This window comes from Pseudomonas sp. KCJK9016, assembly GCF_046231795.1.
GTDB classification, from domain to species: Bacteria; Pseudomonadota; Gammaproteobacteria; order Pseudomonadales; family Pseudomonadaceae; genus Aquipseudomonas; species Aquipseudomonas bananamidigenes.
Genome location: NZ_JBJJMM010000015.1, coordinates 1 through 15519, shown reverse-complemented (window position 1 = coordinate 15519; position 15519 = coordinate 1). Strand labels below are relative to the sequence as shown.

Sequence of the window (15519 nt, the reverse complement as noted above, 5' to 3'; positions counted from 1 at the left end):
CCGCTGGAGTGACCCATGACCCAGACTTCGAATACCTCCGATCTGCGTAACGGCCCTGACGCCAACGGCCTGTTTGGCGCGTTCGGCGGCCGTTACGTCGCCGAGACCCTGATGCCGTTGATCCTCGATCTGGCCCGCGAATATGAAGCGGCCAAGGAAGATCCGGCATTCAAAGAGGAATTGGCCTACTTCCAGCGCGATTACGTCGGACGTCCGAGCCCGCTGTATTTCGCCGAACGCCTCACCGAATTCTGTGGCGGCGCGAAGATTTACCTCAAGCGCGAAGAGCTGAATCACACCGGCGCGCACAAGATCAACAACTGTATCGGCCAGATCCTGCTGGCGCGGCGCATGGGCAAGAAGCGCATCATCGCCGAGACCGGCGCCGGCATGCACGGCGTGGCCACCGCCACCGTGGCTGCTCGCTTCGGCCTGCAATGCGTGATCTACATGGGCACCACCGATATCGAGCGCCAGCAGGCCAACGTTTTTCGCATGAAGCTGCTGGGCGCCGAAGTGATCCCGGTGGTCGCCGGCACCGGCACTTTGAAAGACGCGATGAACGAAGCGCTGCGTGACTGGGTGACCAACGTCGACAGCACCTTCTACCTGATCGGTACCGTGGCCGGCCCGCATCCTTACCCGGCGATGGTTCGCGACTTCCAGGCGGTGATCGGCAAGGAAACCCGCGAGCAACTGCAAGCGCAGGAAGGCCGCCTGCCGGACAGCCTGGTGGCATGCATCGGCGGCGGTTCCAATGCCATGGGCCTGTTCCACCCGTTCCTCGATGACAAGAGCGTGGAAATCATCGGCGTCGAAGCCGCCGGTTACGGCATCGAGACCGGCAAGCACGCGGCCAGCCTCAACGGCGGTGTACCGGGCGTGTTGCACGGCAACCGTACTTTCCTACTGCAGGACGACGATGGTCAGATCATCGACGCCCACTCGATTTCCGCCGGCCTCGACTATCCGGGCATCGGCCCTGAGCACGCCTGGTTGCATGACATCGGTCGCGTCCAGTACACCTCGGTGACCGACGACGAAGCCCTCGCTGCATTCCACCAGTGCTGCCGCCTCGAAGGCATCATCCCGGCACTGGAAAGCGCCCATGCCCTGGCCGAAGTATTCAAACGCGCACCGAAGCTGCCGAAGGATCACCTGATGGTGGTCAACCTGTCCGGTCGCGGTGACAAAGACATGCAGACCGTCATGCACCACATGGAACATTCTCAACAAGAGCAATCGAAGCAGGAGAAACACTGATGAGCCGCCTGCAAACCCGCTTTGCCGAACTCAAGGAACAGAACCGCGCCGCACTGGTGACCTTCGTCACCGCAGGCGACCCGGACTACGACACTTCGCTGGCAATTCTCAAAGGCTTGCCGAAAGCCGGCGCCGACGTGATCGAACTGGGCATGCCATTCACCGACCCGATGGCCGACGGTCCGGCGATTCAACTGGCGAACATCCGTGCCTTGGGCGCAAAGCAGAACCTGATCAAAACCCTGCAAATGGTTCGCGAGTTCCGTAAGGACAACAGCGACACGCCGCTGGTGTTGATGGGCTACTTCAACCCGATCCACAAGTTCGGCGTCGAGCGTTTCATCGCCGAAGCCAAAGAAGCGGGCGTTGACGGCCTGATCGTGGTCGACATGCCACCGGAGCACAACTCGGAGCTGTGCGACCCGGCTCAGGCGGCAGGCATCGACTTCATCCGTCTGACCACGCCGACCACCGATGATGCGCGTTTGCCGAAAGTACTGAACGGCAGCTCCGGTTTCGTTTACTACGTGTCGGTTGCCGGTGTGACCGGTGCCGGTGCGGCGACTCTGGAACACGTCGAGGAAGCCGTGGCGCGCCTGCGTCGGCATACCGACCTGCCGATCAGCATCGGTTTCGGTATCCGTACGCCGGAGCAAGCCGCGTCCATCGCGCGTCTGGCCGATGGTGTGGTGGTGGGGTCGGCACTGATCGATCACATCGCCAATGCGGCCACGCCGGCTCAGGCCATCGATGGCGTGCTGAGCCTGTGCTCGGCGCTGTCCGAAGGCGTGCGTAAGGCCCGCGTCAGCTGAAGGTAAAGTTCCTGATACAGAGGAATTAGCACCTCGCGGCACAGACTAATCAAGCAAGACCGAGGGATTCAGAACCACGTTCTGAGTCCCTTTTTGCTGTCAGTGCAGTGAGGAAAAACCATGAAAATGCCGAAACGCCTGATTGCCAGTCTGGGCGTGCTGATGATCAGCGCCACGCCGCTGCTGGCCAGCGCCGACCCACGCGACGATCACGACCACGGCGGCCCGCAACAGGGCCATTACGACGATCGCGGTGGCGATCACCATGACTGGCAAAGCAGCCACCGTGGCGGCCCACCACCACGTGACTTCGGGCCGGTGCGCCAGGTGATCCGTGACAACCACGGCTACTTCGTTCGCGGTGCACCGCCACCGCCGGGCATTCGCCTTGAACGCGGTCGGCCGTTGCCCCACGGCTACTATGGCGAGCGGCTGGATCCCCGGGCGTTGGGGCGCTTGCCGGTGTATCCGGGCTATGAGTGGCGTCGGGCCGGTGGCGATATCGTGTTGATCGCAGTCGGTACCGGGATCGTCTACGAAATTCTGGATGGCGTTCTGTACTGATTTGCAGGCAATAAAAAAGACCACAGCCTTGCACAGGCTGCGGTCTTTTGTTTTTCAGGGACGTTGTTTTCAGGGCAACTCCAGGCCACCCGAGGCTTTGTGCAGTTTGCGCAAGTGTTCGCCGATTTGCTTCACGTTGGCCTCGTTGGCCGCAATCTCTGCCGCTCGCTTCGGTTCCAGCAGCGCACGCACTTCCTTGTCCAGATCACCGCTCAGTACCAGTAGCTGTTTCTGGCGCTGGCTGCTTTCGGCCTCCAGTCGGCTGAACTCGCTGGGTTGCGGCAGGCCGTAACCGCGAGAGTCGAGCAGTTCTGCAGGGCGACTGAGGAAGCCGCTGTTGGCAAGGATTTGCTGCAATGTCGCGTTGGCCTTGTCCATGCCGCCGTTTTCCAGCTCCCGGGCACCGAGGTAGCGTTGTTTGACCTCATCCTGAGCCAGCAGCAACTGGCGCCGGAAACTCGCCTGTTCCAACAGCAGCAATGCAGCGCTGGTGCGCAAATCGGCACGTTCGAACCAGGGCCGTCGCTCTTCGGCAGACAGCGACAGCCATTCCTCGACGCTGGTCTGCTTGATCGGCAGCTGTTTCTTCAGCACCTCGAACATCGCCTGATAGCGATCACGGAACGAGTCGAAACGATAACCCAGGCGCAAGGCCTCTTTGGGGTCGTCCAGCACGCTGGTATCGGCCAGCCCCCGACCTTTGAGCACCTCAAGCAGGCCATTGGGCATGATGCTGTCGAGACCGACAAGCTGCGAGTTATTGCTGCCGCTGCGTAGCAACTTCAAGCTTTCCACCGCGCAATTGTTGGACAGGAAGAAGTAGTTGCCGTCGTAGCTCCAGTGCATTTCGGCAGCGTGCTCGACCACGTCTTCGATCTCGCTGCGCGACAGATTCAGCGGCACCGAGGCGAGGCTGCGCAATTCGGTCTTGGTGTATTCGTCGATCACCTGTGCCAATGGCAGAACGAATAGACGCGACGGGTACTTGCCGACCAGTCCGTCCCAGCTCGACAGTTGCACGTCGCCGACGAATGCGCGGTAGGACAGCACCAGATGCTGGTCCAGATCCAGTCGGCAGTCCGGCCCGCGTGGCCGGCCCGGTGCGCAGATCACCAGGCGCAACATGCTGTGTCCCCAGCGGCTGACCCAGTTCTGATTCGCTTCGGCCAGCAGGTAGTCGATGGCGTAGACACGTTCCGGATCGACCTGCCCCAGTGGTTGCTTGGCAAAGTCATTGCCGGCATTCAGGAACGCGAAGGATTTGGCGCAGGTGTCCTTTTCCGGCGGCGCCCAGCCGAAGTGTTCCTTGTAATAGCGGTACAGCGCTGGGCGGCGGCAGGCGTAGCTCGGGTCGAGGAGGAAATACTCCATGTTGACCGCGACGAATTCCTTCGGACTGGAGATCTCGTACAGGTCCGGGCTGCGGGCGATCTGCCGGTTGTGCTGTTCACGTTCGCCACGGCGGCCGACATATTGCTGCCAGCCGGCGAGGTCGAGCAGGCGCGGGTCATCGCTGAGGGTGAAGCGCCGGTCGTTCTGACCACGGCACTCGTCCGGCAGGCCGACCAGTCCGGCACTGTTGTTACGCCGGGTGCAGCGCTGGATCAGCGTGCGTTCGGCGGCTGGCCACAGACGTGCGCGGTCGTAAATGTGGGTGATTTCATGCAGCACTGTGGCCAACAATTCCTGACGCACCGTGCCGTGGGGGCGGCTGGTCTTTTGTTTGGCCGCGCTGCCATCGGTGAGACTGGCGAGCAGCTTGCGGTTCAGGTCCAGCTCGGAAACAAGAGCCGCCTCACCGTAGGCATTGTCGGGCATCTCGTCGGTCCAGCCGACATCGATGCGTCGATCCAGGCGTTCGATGAAGCTGGGCGGCAGCTTCTGCATCGCTTCATCGAGCAGCGCCTGGCTGGCCTGTTGTTGGGCGGGGCTCAGACCCTCGGTCTTGAGCCGCAGTTGCAGGCTGGCGTGGGCGTTGCTGCCGATCAGCAGCAGCGCCCCGGCCAGCAGCCAGGCGCTGAGAGATTTCACAATGCGAGGATGGCTTCGGCGAGTACCTGGTCGCTGGCGTCGCGGGCTTCCGGCACGCGGGTGCGCAAGGTGTTGAGGGCGGCTTCCAGGTGCGCGCCACGGATATCACCGTTGCTGGCAACGAAACTCGCGGCGTCGTCGTGGGCTTCGCGGATGATTTTCGAATCGCGGATCGACGTGGTGGTGTCGGACGTGAAATCGATGGTGCGCTGGGAGGCGCGAACAATGATGTTACTGGTGGCTACCAGGGTGTGCGCCTGGGCCATATCGGCCAACAACAGCAGGCCAAGGGCGGCAGCAATCAGCGGGCTACGCATGGAACGACTCCGGGAGGGACAAGAATGACTATTGGACGAGAATTGCCTGTGCCAGTTCAAGGTCGCTTACATGAAGTTTTGGCCGGGATTTGCGCAGATAATGCAGTGCGGATTCCAGCTGAGCGCCTCGTAACTGGCCGTCACTGGCAACGAATGCCGCGGCATCGTCGTGGGCGGCGAGCATTAGTTTACGGTCGAAAGGTGCGGAAGACACCATGCTGGTGGCGTAACCGCTGACAACGGTGTTTTGCGTCGAGATATCAAAGGCATCGACCGACGTCGCCCAGCAGGCAGCAAACAGAACAGAAGGGATAAGCAGATTTGAAATAAAACGCATGAGTCTCGGGTGCTGTAAGTGAGCCCCAAGGCTAGCGTAATGCCCGGACCAGAGCCAGCGGCGAAACATCGGGACACGACTGACGTGTCCCGTCCCGCCATATCCGGTCAGATCGCCAGGATGGCTTGCGCCAGTTGTGCGTCGGTCGCGTTCAGTTGTGGTGCCTGATGGCGGATGAGGTCCAGGGCACTTTCCAGTTTCACGCCACGGATCCGGCCTTCGCTGGCAACGAAGCTGGCAGCGTCGTCACGGGCAGCGATAACGACCTTGTTGTCACGCAGCGAAGAGCTGACGTCGGAAGTGGCGTCCGAAGAAGACTTCAGCGCACCTACAACGGCGTCAGTGGTGACGATGAAGCTGGAGGCGCTGGCATTGGCAGCCACGGCCAGCAGGGCAGCAGCGCTGAGCAGGCGAAGACGGGACATGGTGTAACTCCTCTGGAGATTTCGTATTGAGAGGTGGCTTGGTGTATGGGAACTCAGACGCCAGTCGCACAGCATTCGCCACGTTCTGCCGGGGATATTAGGCCTGTGCGCGGGGTTCGCACAGTGGGCAGATTGCTAGCGCCAGAAGGGTTTTTCCAGTTCGTTCAGTCGATCCGCGTGGCTGAGGCCGAGATCGGCGAGATCCCGAGCATCGAGTTGGGCCAGCAGGCGCCGTGTTCTGACCCGTTCAAGGCGTTGGCAGAAACCTCTGACCAGCCGCCGAATACGATCGAAGCGAGCAGAGCATTTCACCGTGATTGCTGAAACATCCTGTAAGTGATTCATGACGTCTTCCTTACTCCAAGGGGGGCGGAAGAGCATGTTGAGCCGGATACGATGAGCAAGGCAGATACACCCTGACAGAATTGTACTGGTTCAGTTGCTTGTTAAATAAAACTGTACCTGTCTGCGATGCAGGCACCTGTATCGCATGTTTCCCGACCCCCAAAACGACAAAACCCGCCGCGGTTTCCCGCGACGGGTCTTGTGTGTTCAATTCGGGTTGCTGGCGGTGGGTCTATTGACCAGAGCCAGCGACGCTACTTAGCGCCAGAACGGCTTGCTGAGCTCTTCGTAGCGTTGTGCTTCGCTGATACCGGCGTCAGCCAGCAGACGCGAATCCAGACGAGCCAGTTGATGGCGGCTGGAGATGCGGCGCTGCCACAGCATCAGGTTGGCGATAACGCGCAGAGGCAGGGAAGCTTGGGTTTTTGCAGCTTTGTCTTCGAAGAACAGTTCGGAACTGAGTGTACGTTCCATGGTTGACATCCTTCCGCTTGTGGCGGGATCAGGTAGTGGTTTAACTGGTGCCCATGATCCTCTCGTTTGGTCAGACTCTCTAGATACAGTTCACTTGTATTGTGAGTGACCAGTTAACTGTTTATAGGGGGTGTACGGGTCAAAATCGCGCAAACTGTACCTGTCTGCGCTTATTTGGTGCATTTTTACCCGGTTCGAAGAATTGGGTAGGCAAAATACGTAAGAAAAGACCGGTACAGTAGTACAGTTTTTGGTGGCGTGGAGTATTTTCAGAATCCCGCTGGCGAAACTGTGTTTGCGCCAGCGGGAAATTCTGTGCGGATTACGCGTTCAGCATCCGCCCGGTTTCTTCCAGATTGATGTGCCAGCTCAGGGCATCACGCAGGATGTGCGGGGTGTGACCGCCGATGGCGCAGGCTTTTTCGAAGTATTCGTTCAGCGCCTGGCGGTAATCCGGGTGCACACAGTTGTCGATGATGACCCGGGCACGCTCCCGTGGCGCCAGGCCACGCAGGTCGGCCAGACCCACCTCGGTTACCAGGATGTCGACGTCATGCTCGGTGTGGTCGACGTGGCTGACCATCGGCACCACGCTGGAAATCGCGCCGCCCTTGGCGATCGATTTGGTCACGAACACCGCCAGGTGTGCGTTGCGCGCGAAGTCACCCGAACCGCCGATGCCATTCATCATCCGTGTGCCGCAGACGTGGGTGGAGTTGACGTTGCCATAGATGTCGAACTCCAGGGCCGTGTTGATGCCGATAATGCCCAGGCGACGAACCACTTCCGGGTGGTTCGAGATCTCCTGCGGGCGCAGCACCAGTTTGTCCTTGTACTTCTCCAGGTTGCCGAACACGTCACTGTTGCGCCGCTCCGACAGGGTGATCGAGCTGCCCGAGGCGAAGCTCAGCTTGCCGGCGTCGATCAGGTCGAAGGTCGAGTCCTGCAGCACTTCGGAGTACATGGTCAGGTCTTCGAACGGCGAATCGATCAGCCCGCACATCACCGCGTTGGCGATGTTGCCGATCCCGGCCTGCAACGGGCCGAGCTTGTTGGTCATGCGTCCGGCCTCGACCTCCTGTTTGAGGAAGGTGATCAAGTGATCGGCGATGGCTTTGGTGTCGACATCCGGCGACGACACGGTAGACGGCGAATCCGGCTGCTGGGTGATAACGATGGCGACGATCTTCTCCGGCGGTATCGGGATCGCGGTGCTGCCGATGCGATCGTCAGCCTTAACCAGCGGGATGGGCGTGCGGGTCGGGCGGTAGGTCGGGATATAGATGTCATGCAGACCTTCGAGGTTGGCGTTGTGCGCCAGGTTGATTTCGACGATCACATGTTTGGCGAAGATCGCGAAGCTCGCCGAGTTACCCACCGAGGTAGTCGGCACGATGTGGCCTTGTTCGGTAATGGCCACGGCTTCGATCACCGCGATGTCCGGCAGCTTCAGTTGCTGGTTGCGCAGTTGCTCGACGGTTTCGGACAGGTGCTGATCGATGAACATCACTTCGCCGGCGTTGATCGCCCTGCGCAGGGTGCTGTCGACCTGGAACGGCATGCGCCGCGACAGGACACCGGCCTCGGTCAGTTGCTTGTCGAGATCGTTGCCCAGGCTGGCACCGGTCATCAGGCTGATTTTCAGCGGCGTGACCTTGGCGCGCTCGGCCAGTGCGTGGGGAACGGCCTTGGCTTCGCCGGCGCGGGTGAAGCCACTCATGCCGACGGTCATGCCGTCCTCAATCAACGCAGCGGCGTCGGCGGCGCTCATCACTTTATCCAACAACGAAGGCAGGCGAATACGGTCACGGTACATGGATTATTTTCTCGGGCAGCGAGTAGCAGGATGCGCAGTCTAGTGAATTTCGCGGACGCCTGTCCCGCTACCAAGGTCGCAAACGAGGCGTCTATTTAGCGGGTTTCAAGTAAAACACCGTTACCGGATCTGCAACAACGCGGCATATTGTCCGACGGTTTTTGCAAACAAAAACGCCCCGACAAGTCGGGGCGTCCGGGTACAACAATCAGCGATTTACTCGACTGCTTTGACCATGTCTTCGATGACTTTCTTCGCGTCACCGAACACCATCATGGTCTTGTCCAGATAGAACAGTTCGTTGTCCAGGCCGGCATAGCCGCTGGCCATCGAGCGCTTGTTGACGATGATGGTCTTGGCCTTGAACGCCTCGAGAATCGGCATGCCGGCAATCGGCGATTTCGGATCGTTCTTGGCGGCCGGGTTGACCACGTCGTTGGCGCCGAGCACCAGCACCACGTCGGCCTGACCGAATTCGGAGTTGATGTCTTCCATCTCGAACACTTGGTCGTACGGCACTTCGGCTTCGGCCAGCAGTACGTTCATGTGGCCCGGCATCCGGCCGGCCACCGGGTGAATCGCGTACTTCACGGTCACGCCGTGGTGGGTCAGCTTCTCGGTCAGCTCTTTCAGGGCGTGCTGTGCACGGGCCACAGCCAGGCCGTAACCTGGCACGATGATGACAGTGTCGGCGTTGGTCAGCAGGAAAGTCGCGTCGTCAGCCGAACCGGATTTCACTGGACGGGCTTCCTTCTCACCGGCAGGACCGGCGTCTGCTGTATTGCCGAAACCACCGAGCAGTACATTAAAGAAGGAGCGGTTCATCGCCTTGCACATGATGTACGAGAGGATCGCACCGCTCGAGCCCACCAGCGAACCGGCAATGATCAGCATCGAGTTGTTCAGCGAGAAGCCGATTCCCGCAGCCGCCCAGCCGGAATAACTGTTGAGCATCGATACCACGACCGGCATGTCGGCGCCGCCGATCGGGATGATGATCAGCACACCCATGACGAATGCCAGAGCCAGCATCAGTGCGAACGCGGCGAGGTTGCCGGTCAGCATGAAGGTGACGCCGAGGATCAGTGTTGCCAGGCCCAGTACCGCGTTCAGCTTGTGCTGACCGCTGAACTGTACCGGTGCACCCTGAAACAGTCGGAACTTGTACTTGCCCGACAGCTTGCCGAAGGCGATCACCGACCCGGAGAAGGTGATTGCACCGATGGCTGCGCCGAGGAACAGCTCCAGACGATTGCCCGCCGGAATCGAGTCGCCCAGTTGCTTGACGATGCCCAGCGACTGCGGCTCGACCACCGCCGCGATGGCGATGAACACCGCTGCCAGACCGATCATGCTGTGCATGAACGCGACCAGTTCCGGCATCTTGGTCATTTCTACGCGCTTGGCCATGATCGATCCGGCGGTGCCACCGATCAGCAGGCCAACGATCACGTAACCGATACCGGCAGTCGCCAACTCGGCCCCGAGCTTATAGATGAGGCCGATGGTGGTAAGGATTGCCAACGTCATGCCGATCATGCCGAACAGGTTGCCGCGGCGTGACGTAGTCGGGTGCGACAGGCCTTTGAGGGCCTGGATGAAACAGATCGACGCGATCAGGTAGAGCGTCGTGACAAGGTTCATGCTCATTACTTGGGCGCCTCTTCTTTTGCTTTCGGGGCTTTCTTCTTGAACATCTCAAGCATGCGGCGGGTGACCAGGAAACCACCGAACACATTGACCGCGGCCAGTGCCACGGCGAGGGTGCCCATGGTCTTACCCAGCGGGGTGACAGTCAGTGCGGCGGCGAGCATGGCGCCGACGATCACGATGGCGGAAATCGCGTTGGTCACCGCCATCAGCGGCGTGTGCAGCGCAGGTGTAACGTTCCAGACCACGTGGTAGCCGACATAAATCGCCAGCACGAAGATGATCAGGTTGTAGATACCGGGGGAGATAAGCTCTTCCATCGTCTGAATCCCTGCTTAGGCGTTTTTGCGGATGACCTGGCCGTCGCGGCACATCAGGCACGCGGCGACGATGTCGTCTTCGAGGTTCACTTCGAACTGGCCTTCTTTGGTGAAGACCAGCTTCAGAAAGTCCAGCAGGTTGCGTGCGTACAGTGCCGAGGCATCTGCGGCGACCTCACCGGCCAGATTGGTCGGGCCGACGATGGTCACGCCATTCTCGACCACGACCTGATCGGCCACGGTCAGCGGGCAGTTGCCACCCTGAGCGGCGGCGAGGTCGATGACCACCGAGCCGGGTTTCATCTGCGCCACGGTGTCCGCGCTCAACAGCACGGGTGCCTTGCGGCCCGGGATCAGTGCGGTGGTGATGACGATATCGGCCTGCTTGGCGCGCTCGTGCACGGCCTGGGCCTGACGCTGCATCCAGCTCGCCGGCATCGGGCGTGCGTAACCGCCGACACCGACCGCGCATTCGCGTTCTTCATCGGTCTCGTAAGGCACGTCGACGAACTTGGCGCCGAGGGATTCAATCTGTTCCTTCACGGCCGGCCGGACGTCGGACGCTTCGATGACTGCACCCAGACGTTTCGCTGTGGCGATCGCCTGCAACCCGGCCACGCCCGCCCCCAGAATCAGCACGCGCGCCGCTTTCACGGTGCCCGCAGCGGTCATCAGCATCGGCATGAAACGCGGATAGTAGTGGGCGGCCAGCAGCACGGCCTTATAGCCGGCGATATTCGCCTGAGAGGACAACACATCGAGGCTCTGGGCCCGGGAGGTGCGCGGAGCCGCTTCCAGGGCGAACGCGGTGATGCCGCACTCGGCCATCTTGGCGATAGTGTCATTGTTGAACGGGTTGAGCATGCCCACCAGCACCGTGCCGCGCTTGATCAGCGTCAGCTCGGCATCGCTTGGAGCGACCACTTTGAGAATCAGCTCGGCGCCAAACGCGTCATTGGCGCTGCCAATGGTTGCGCCCGCCGCTTCATAGGCACTGTCGACAACGCTGGCTTTAACGCCGGCGCCGCTTTGCACAGTGACTTTATGACCTTGGCTGATCAGCTTTTTGATGGTTTCCGGGGTTGCAGCAACCCGTGTTTCACCGGTCTGGGTTTCGAGAGGAACACCAATGTGCACGTCAAATCTCCTGCGTGATCTTATTGAGTAAACCCATGCACTACGGATGGTGCGACTGGGGCGGCCGATCAGCACGATCCCGCCGAATCAGGGCGGGGCGCGGCATTTTGCAGGCGAAGTTTATGCCCTTCAAGGGATTATGACGGGTGACGGAAAATTAACTACAAGTCATCCCGTGACCGAATGTCGCAGATGGCCAGTTGAATCCCTTGCAGGCCGTGCCTTTCAAGGAGTCTGGATGAATTTGAAGAATTTTCTCATCGGTGACGTGAATAGGCTGCAATGAGTCGTGAATGAGGGCGCAAAGCCACGTAGGAAGGCGCTTCTGGGACGTCTGTACGACCTTCGTATACAGTCTGTCGATTTGCGACAAATAGTTATATCTGTAGGGCTTTGATTTTTCTGACTACGGGGTTAGTAATTGCTGAAGCCCTTTAATCTTCTGGGTTGTAGCTATGTGCCTGATTCACCAGCCAGTCGCGAAACGCCTTGAGGGACGCCGATTCGACCTTGCGCTCCGGAATCATCAGGTAATACGCCTTGATGCTGGAGAGCGCGTTGGGGTTGGCAATGACCAGGCGTTTCTCGGCCAGCTCGCGCTGAATGAGGAACGGTGGGATCAGCGCGATGCCCATATCGTGCATGGCCGCCTGGGCCAGCATGGAGAATAGCTCGTAGCGCGGACCTGTCATGTCGCGGGGAAGGTTCAGGTGTTGTGAATTGAACCATTGCCGCCAGGCATAGGGCCGAGTGGTCTGTTGAAGGAGGGGGAGATTGGCGACTTCTTCGGGTGTCAGAAGCTTCCGGTTGCCGAGCAGGGCAGGGCTGCATACCGGCATCGGGTTTTCACCCATCAGTCTGTGGGACTCGGTGCCCGACCAATCAGCATCGCCGAAATATATGGCGGCATCGAAGTCGGTATCGGCAAACAGAAACGGGCGGGTGCGGTTGGTCAAGTTGACCGTCACTTCCGGATGCTTGAGCTGGAAGTCCTTCAGTCTCGGCAGCAGCCATTGCGTGCCGAAGGTCGGCACCACGGCGAGTTCGATGACATTGGTGCCTTGTTGTCCCATCACAGACAGGGTGTCGCGCTCCACGGCGTCGAGTTGGGTAGCGACTCGTCGACTGTAGGAAAGACCCGCTTCCGTCAGCTTCACCCCGCGACGCGAGCGTCGGAACAGTTCGACATTCAGAAAATCTTCAAGGCTGGCGATCTGTCGGCAGATGGCGCCCTGGGTGAGAGAAAGTTCTTCGGCGGCCTTGGTAAAGCTCTCATGGCGGGCGGCGGCTTCGAAACTGATCAGGGCGGTAGTGCTGGGTATCTTGCGGCGCATGTACGTCAACCTCACTAATACGCCGCATAGAAGGCATCTGGCGACGTTTCGGAGTGAGAAAGTAGCACAACAGGATGCGAAATCTTCGTTTGTCGGGATGGCGAAGCGAGCTTAGGATCAATCCCACGTTAATTCACCCGATTTGCGAGGACTCACTCATGGGCGGTAAAGCTAGCTTCAACTGGATCGATCCATTGCTGCTGGATCAACAGCTGACTGAAGAAGAACGCATGATCCGCGATACCGCCGAGCAATTCGCCCAGCACAACCTCGCGCCACGCGTTCTCGAAGCCTTCCGCCATGAGAAGACCGATCCGGCAATCTTCCGTGAAATGGGTGAGGTCGGTCTGTTGGGTGCGACCATCCCCGAACAGTACGGTGGCAGTGGCCTCAACTACGTCAGCTATGGCCTGATTGCCCGTGAGGTCGAGCGCGTCGACTCTGGCTACCGCTCGATGATGAGTGTGCAGTCTTCGCTGGTGATGGTGCCGATCAACGAATTCGGTACCGAAGCACAGAAGCAGAAATACCTGCCGAAACTGGCTTCCGGCGAGTGGATCGGCTGCTTTGGTCTGACTGAACCGAATCACGGTTCCGACCCGGGCGCGATGATTACTCGTGCACGCAAGGTCGAAGGCGGCTACAGCCTGACCGGCGCCAAGATGTGGATCACCAACAGCCCGATCGCCGATGTGTTCGTGGTCTGGGCCAAGGACGACGCTGGTGACATCCGCGGTTTCGTGCTTGAGAAGGGCTGGAAAGGCCTGAGCGCTCCGGCGATTCACGGCAAGGTCGGCCTGCGGGCTTCGATCACCGGTGAGATCGTCATGGACAACGTGTTCGTGCCGGAAGAGAACATCTTCCCGGACGTGCGCGGCCTGAAAGGTCCGTTCACCTGTCTCAACTCTGCACGTTATGGCATCTCCTGGGGGGCGCTGGGTGCAGCCGAGTTCTGCTGGCACACCGCACGCCAGTACACTTTGGATCGTCAACAATTCGGTCGCCCGCTGGCGGCTACTCAACTGATCCAGAAGAAGCTGGCCGACATGCAGACCGAAATCACTCTGGCGCTGCAAGGCTGCCTGCGTCTGGGACGCATGAAGGATGAAGGCACCGCTGCGGTTGAAATCACTTCGATCATGAAGCGCAACTCTTGCGGCAAGTCCCTCGAGATTGCCCGTATGGCGCGTGACATGCTGGGCGGTAACGGGATCTCCGATGAGTTCGGGGTGGCTCGTCACCTGGTCAACCTGGAAGTGGTGAACACCTATGAGGGGACTCACGACGTACACGCACTGATCCTCGGTCGTGCACAGACCGGTCTGCAGGCGTTCTATTAACAGGAGAACGACCATGGGCGCGCTGTCGCATCTGCGGGTACTGGATTTGTCGCGTGTGCTGGCCGGCCCGTGGGCCGGACAGATTCTTGCCGACCTTGGCGCGGAAGTGATCAAGGTCGAGCGCCCGGGCAATGGTGATGACACTCGCGCCTGGGGGCCTCCCTTTCTGAAAGATGCTTATGGCGAGAACACCAGCGAAGCGGCTTATTACCTGTCGGCCAATCGCAACAAGCAATCGGTGACGATCGATTTTACCCGTCCCGAGGGGCAGAGGCTTGTGCGGGATCTGGCAGCCAGGTCGGACATCCTGATCGAAAACTTCAAGGTCGGCGGACTGGCAGCTTATGGTCTGGACTATGAGTCGCTGAAGGCGATCAATCCGAATCTGATTTATTGCTCGATCACCGGTTTCGGTCAGACGGGGCCGTATGCGAAGCGTGCGGGTTATGACTTCATGATTCAGGGGCTGGGTGGGCTGATGAGCCTCACCGGGCGGCCCGAGGGTGATGAAGGTGCCGGACCGGTGAAGGTGGGAGTGGCGCTCACGGATATTCTGACGGGGCTGTATTCGACCGTGGCGATCCTGGCGGCGCTGGCTCACCGTGATCATGATGGTGGCGGTCAGCACATTGATATGGCGCTGCTGGATGTGCAGGTGGCGTGTCTGGCCAATCAGGCGATGAACTACCTGACGACGGGCAATGCACCAAAGCGGTTGGGAAATGCGCATCCGAATATCGTGCCGTATCAGGATTTTCCTACCGCCGATGGCGATTTCATTCTTACCGTGGGCAATGACGGGCAGTTCCGTAAGTTTGCCGAGGTGGCTGGGCAACCGCAGTGGGCGGACGATCCGCGCTTTGTTACAAATAAACTGCGGGTTGCGAACCGGGCGGTGCTTATTCCGCTGATACGCCAGGCGACTGTCTTCAAGACTACCGCCGAGTGGGTGGCTCAGTTGGAGCAGGCGGGTGTGCCGTGTGGGCCGATCAACGATCTGTCACAGGTGTTCGAGGATCCACAGGTGAAGTTTCGCGGGTTGGCGGTTGAGCTCCCCCATATGCTGGCGGGAAAAGTGCCTCAGGTGGCCAGCCCGATTCGGTTGTCCAGGACACCTGTCGAATACCGACGCGCTCCTCCTTTACTGGGTGAACACACACTAGAGGTTCTGCAGCGTGTGCTGGGGCTTGGGGCGGGTGCGGTGGCTGCAATGAAAGAGAGTGGGGTGCTTTGACAGCCTCTTCTATATAGAGGAGGGGCATTCTGCAACTTATTGAAAGAAAAGCGAAATTAAGTGTTGACGGCAGATTCTGGAGGTCTATAATTCGCCCCACTTCCGGCGCAGTCGAAACGT

The 15519-nt window shown here is 59.8% G+C and carries 16 protein-coding genes; 5 read left to right on the top strand and 11 right to left on the bottom strand.

The window, feature by feature from the left end; genetic code table 11:
• The first annotated feature begins 15 nt into the window (after positions 1-15).
• From trpB to ACK6BI_RS16030, 3 genes are all read left to right on the top strand, one after another.
• Positions 16-1263, top strand: a complete 1248-nt coding sequence (gene trpB, locus ACK6BI_RS16040; protein WP_409317823.1) for a tryptophan synthase subunit beta — start codon at positions 16-18, stop codon at positions 1261-1263.
• The gene (gene trpA / locus ACK6BI_RS16035; protein ID WP_265812748.1) at positions 1263-2075 is read left to right on the top strand and encodes a tryptophan synthase subunit alpha; all 813 of its coding nucleotides are present in this window, start codon (positions 1263-1265) and stop codon (positions 2073-2075) included. Before trpB ends, trpA begins: the two co-directional genes overlap by 1 nt.
• Before the next feature lie 120 nt (positions 2076-2195).
• The gene (locus tag ACK6BI_RS16030) at positions 2196-2639 is read left to right on the top strand and encodes an anti-virulence regulator CigR family protein (RefSeq protein WP_085713007.1); all 444 of its coding nucleotides are present in this window, start codon (positions 2196-2198) and stop codon (positions 2637-2639) included.
• 69 nt (positions 2640-2708) lie between these two features.
• Here ACK6BI_RS16030 and ACK6BI_RS16025 read toward each other — a convergent pair whose 3' ends face one another.
• The 11 genes from ACK6BI_RS16025 to ACK6BI_RS15975 form a co-directional block, all read right to left on the bottom strand.
• Complete coding sequence (locus ACK6BI_RS16025) at positions 2709-4670, bottom strand: DUF4105 domain-containing protein (protein WP_409317822.1); 1962 nt, start codon at positions 4668-4670, stop codon at positions 2709-2711.
• On the bottom strand, positions 4667-4987 hold the full coding sequence (locus ACK6BI_RS16020; RefSeq protein ID WP_065260625.1) for a DUF2388 domain-containing protein: 321 nt from the start codon (positions 4985-4987) through the stop codon (positions 4667-4669). The genes ACK6BI_RS16025 and ACK6BI_RS16020 overlap by 4 nt, the downstream gene beginning before the upstream one ends.
• A 28-nt stretch (positions 4988-5015) precedes the next feature.
• Entirely contained in the window at positions 5016-5324 is a 309-nt protein-coding gene (locus ACK6BI_RS16015) for a DUF2388 domain-containing protein (RefSeq protein ID WP_409317821.1), read from the bottom strand.
• A gap of 107 nt (positions 5325-5431) precedes the next feature.
• A complete protein-coding gene (locus tag ACK6BI_RS16010) occupies positions 5432-5749 on the bottom strand; it encodes a DUF2388 domain-containing protein (RefSeq protein WP_065260623.1) in 318 nt (105 codons plus the stop codon).
• A gap of 135 nt (positions 5750-5884) precedes the next feature.
• The gene (locus tag ACK6BI_RS16005) at positions 5885-6094 is read right to left on the bottom strand and encodes a DUF1127 domain-containing protein (protein ID WP_409317820.1); all 210 of its coding nucleotides are present in this window, start codon (positions 6092-6094) and stop codon (positions 5885-5887) included.
• 258 nt (positions 6095-6352) lie between these two features.
• The gene (locus ACK6BI_RS16000) at positions 6353-6568 is read right to left on the bottom strand and encodes a DUF1127 domain-containing protein (RefSeq protein ID WP_003220409.1); all 216 of its coding nucleotides are present in this window, start codon (positions 6566-6568) and stop codon (positions 6353-6355) included.
• Between the two features lie 322 nt (positions 6569-6890).
• The gene (locus ACK6BI_RS15995) at positions 6891-8384 is read right to left on the bottom strand and encodes an acetyl-CoA hydrolase/transferase family protein (RefSeq protein WP_409317819.1); all 1494 of its coding nucleotides are present in this window, start codon (positions 8382-8384) and stop codon (positions 6891-6893) included.
• A gap of 216 nt (positions 8385-8600) precedes the next feature.
• Positions 8601-10034 carry an NAD(P)(+) transhydrogenase (Re/Si-specific) subunit beta gene (locus tag ACK6BI_RS15990; RefSeq protein ID WP_409317818.1) on the bottom strand — a complete coding sequence of 478 codons (1434 nt, stop codon included), beginning with the start codon at positions 10032-10034 and terminating at the stop codon, positions 8601-8603.
• Positions 10034-10354, bottom strand: coding sequence for an NAD(P) transhydrogenase subunit alpha (locus tag ACK6BI_RS15985; protein WP_003220416.1), 321 nt, complete (start codon positions 10352-10354; stop codon positions 10034-10036). The genes ACK6BI_RS15990 and ACK6BI_RS15985 overlap by 1 nt, the downstream gene beginning before the upstream one ends.
• Positions 10355-10369: 15 nt before the next feature.
• On the bottom strand, positions 10370-11491 hold the full coding sequence (locus ACK6BI_RS15980) for a Re/Si-specific NAD(P)(+) transhydrogenase subunit alpha (RefSeq protein WP_409317817.1): 1122 nt from the start codon (positions 11489-11491) through the stop codon (positions 10370-10372).
• A gap of 434 nt (positions 11492-11925) precedes the next feature.
• Positions 11926-12825, bottom strand: a complete 900-nt coding sequence (locus ACK6BI_RS15975) for a LysR family transcriptional regulator (RefSeq protein WP_409317816.1) — start codon at positions 12823-12825, stop codon at positions 11926-11928.
• 158 nt (positions 12826-12983) lie between these two features.
• Here ACK6BI_RS15975 and ACK6BI_RS15970 point away from each other — a divergent pair, with 158 nt between their 5' ends.
• Positions 12984-14165, top strand: a complete 1182-nt coding sequence (locus ACK6BI_RS15970) for an acyl-CoA dehydrogenase (RefSeq protein WP_065260616.1) — start codon at positions 12984-12986, stop codon at positions 14163-14165.
• Positions 14166-14178: 13 nt separating this feature from the next.
• Complete coding sequence (locus tag ACK6BI_RS15965; RefSeq protein WP_409317815.1) at positions 14179-15399, top strand: CaiB/BaiF CoA transferase family protein; 1221 nt, start codon at positions 14179-14181, stop codon at positions 15397-15399.
• Positions 15400-15519: the final 120 nt, after the last annotated feature.

What these genes read in the sequence shown, in the direction of transcription:
- trpB (WP_409317823.1), top strand. Translation starts at nt 16, where the DNA reads ATGACCCAGACTTCGAATACCTCCGATCTGCGTAACGGCCCTGACGCC.
- trpA (WP_265812748.1), top strand. Translation starts at nt 1,263, where the DNA reads ATGAGCCGCCTGCAAACCCGCTTTGCCGAACTCAAGGAACAGAACCGC.
- ACK6BI_RS16030 (WP_085713007.1), top strand. Translation starts at nt 2,196, where the DNA reads ATGAAAATGCCGAAACGCCTGATTGCCAGTCTGGGCGTGCTGATGATC.
- ACK6BI_RS16020 (WP_065260625.1), bottom strand. Translation starts at nt 4,987, where the DNA reads ATGCGTAGCCCGCTGATTGCTGCCGCCCTTGGCCTGCTGTTGTTGGCC.
- ACK6BI_RS16015 (WP_409317821.1), bottom strand. Translation starts at nt 5,324, where the DNA reads ATGCGTTTTATTTCAAATCTGCTTATCCCTTCTGTTCTGTTTGCTGCC.
- ACK6BI_RS16010 (WP_065260623.1), bottom strand. Translation starts at nt 5,749, where the DNA reads ATGTCCCGTCTTCGCCTGCTCAGCGCTGCTGCCCTGCTGGCCGTGGCT.
- ACK6BI_RS16005 (WP_409317820.1), bottom strand. Translation starts at nt 6,094, where the DNA reads ATGAATCACTTACAGGATGTTTCAGCAATCACGGTGAAATGCTCTGCT.
- ACK6BI_RS16000 (WP_003220409.1), bottom strand. Translation starts at nt 6,568, where the DNA reads ATGGAACGTACACTCAGTTCCGAACTGTTCTTCGAAGACAAAGCTGCA.
- ACK6BI_RS15995 (WP_409317819.1), bottom strand. Translation starts at nt 8,384, where the DNA reads ATGTACCGTGACCGTATTCGCCTGCCTTCGTTGTTGGATAAAGTGATG.
- ACK6BI_RS15990 (WP_409317818.1), bottom strand. Translation starts at nt 10,034, where the DNA reads ATGAGCATGAACCTTGTCACGACGCTCTACCTGATCGCGTCGATCTGT.
- ACK6BI_RS15985 (WP_003220416.1), bottom strand. Translation starts at nt 10,354, where the DNA reads ATGGAAGAGCTTATCTCCCCCGGTATCTACAACCTGATCATCTTCGTG.
- ACK6BI_RS15975 (WP_409317816.1), bottom strand. Translation starts at nt 12,825, where the DNA reads ATGCGCCGCAAGATACCCAGCACTACCGCCCTGATCAGTTTCGAAGCC.
- ACK6BI_RS15970 (WP_065260616.1), top strand. Translation starts at nt 12,984, where the DNA reads ATGGGCGGTAAAGCTAGCTTCAACTGGATCGATCCATTGCTGCTGGAT.
- ACK6BI_RS15965 (WP_409317815.1), top strand. Translation starts at nt 14,179, where the DNA reads ATGGGCGCGCTGTCGCATCTGCGGGTACTGGATTTGTCGCGTGTGCTG.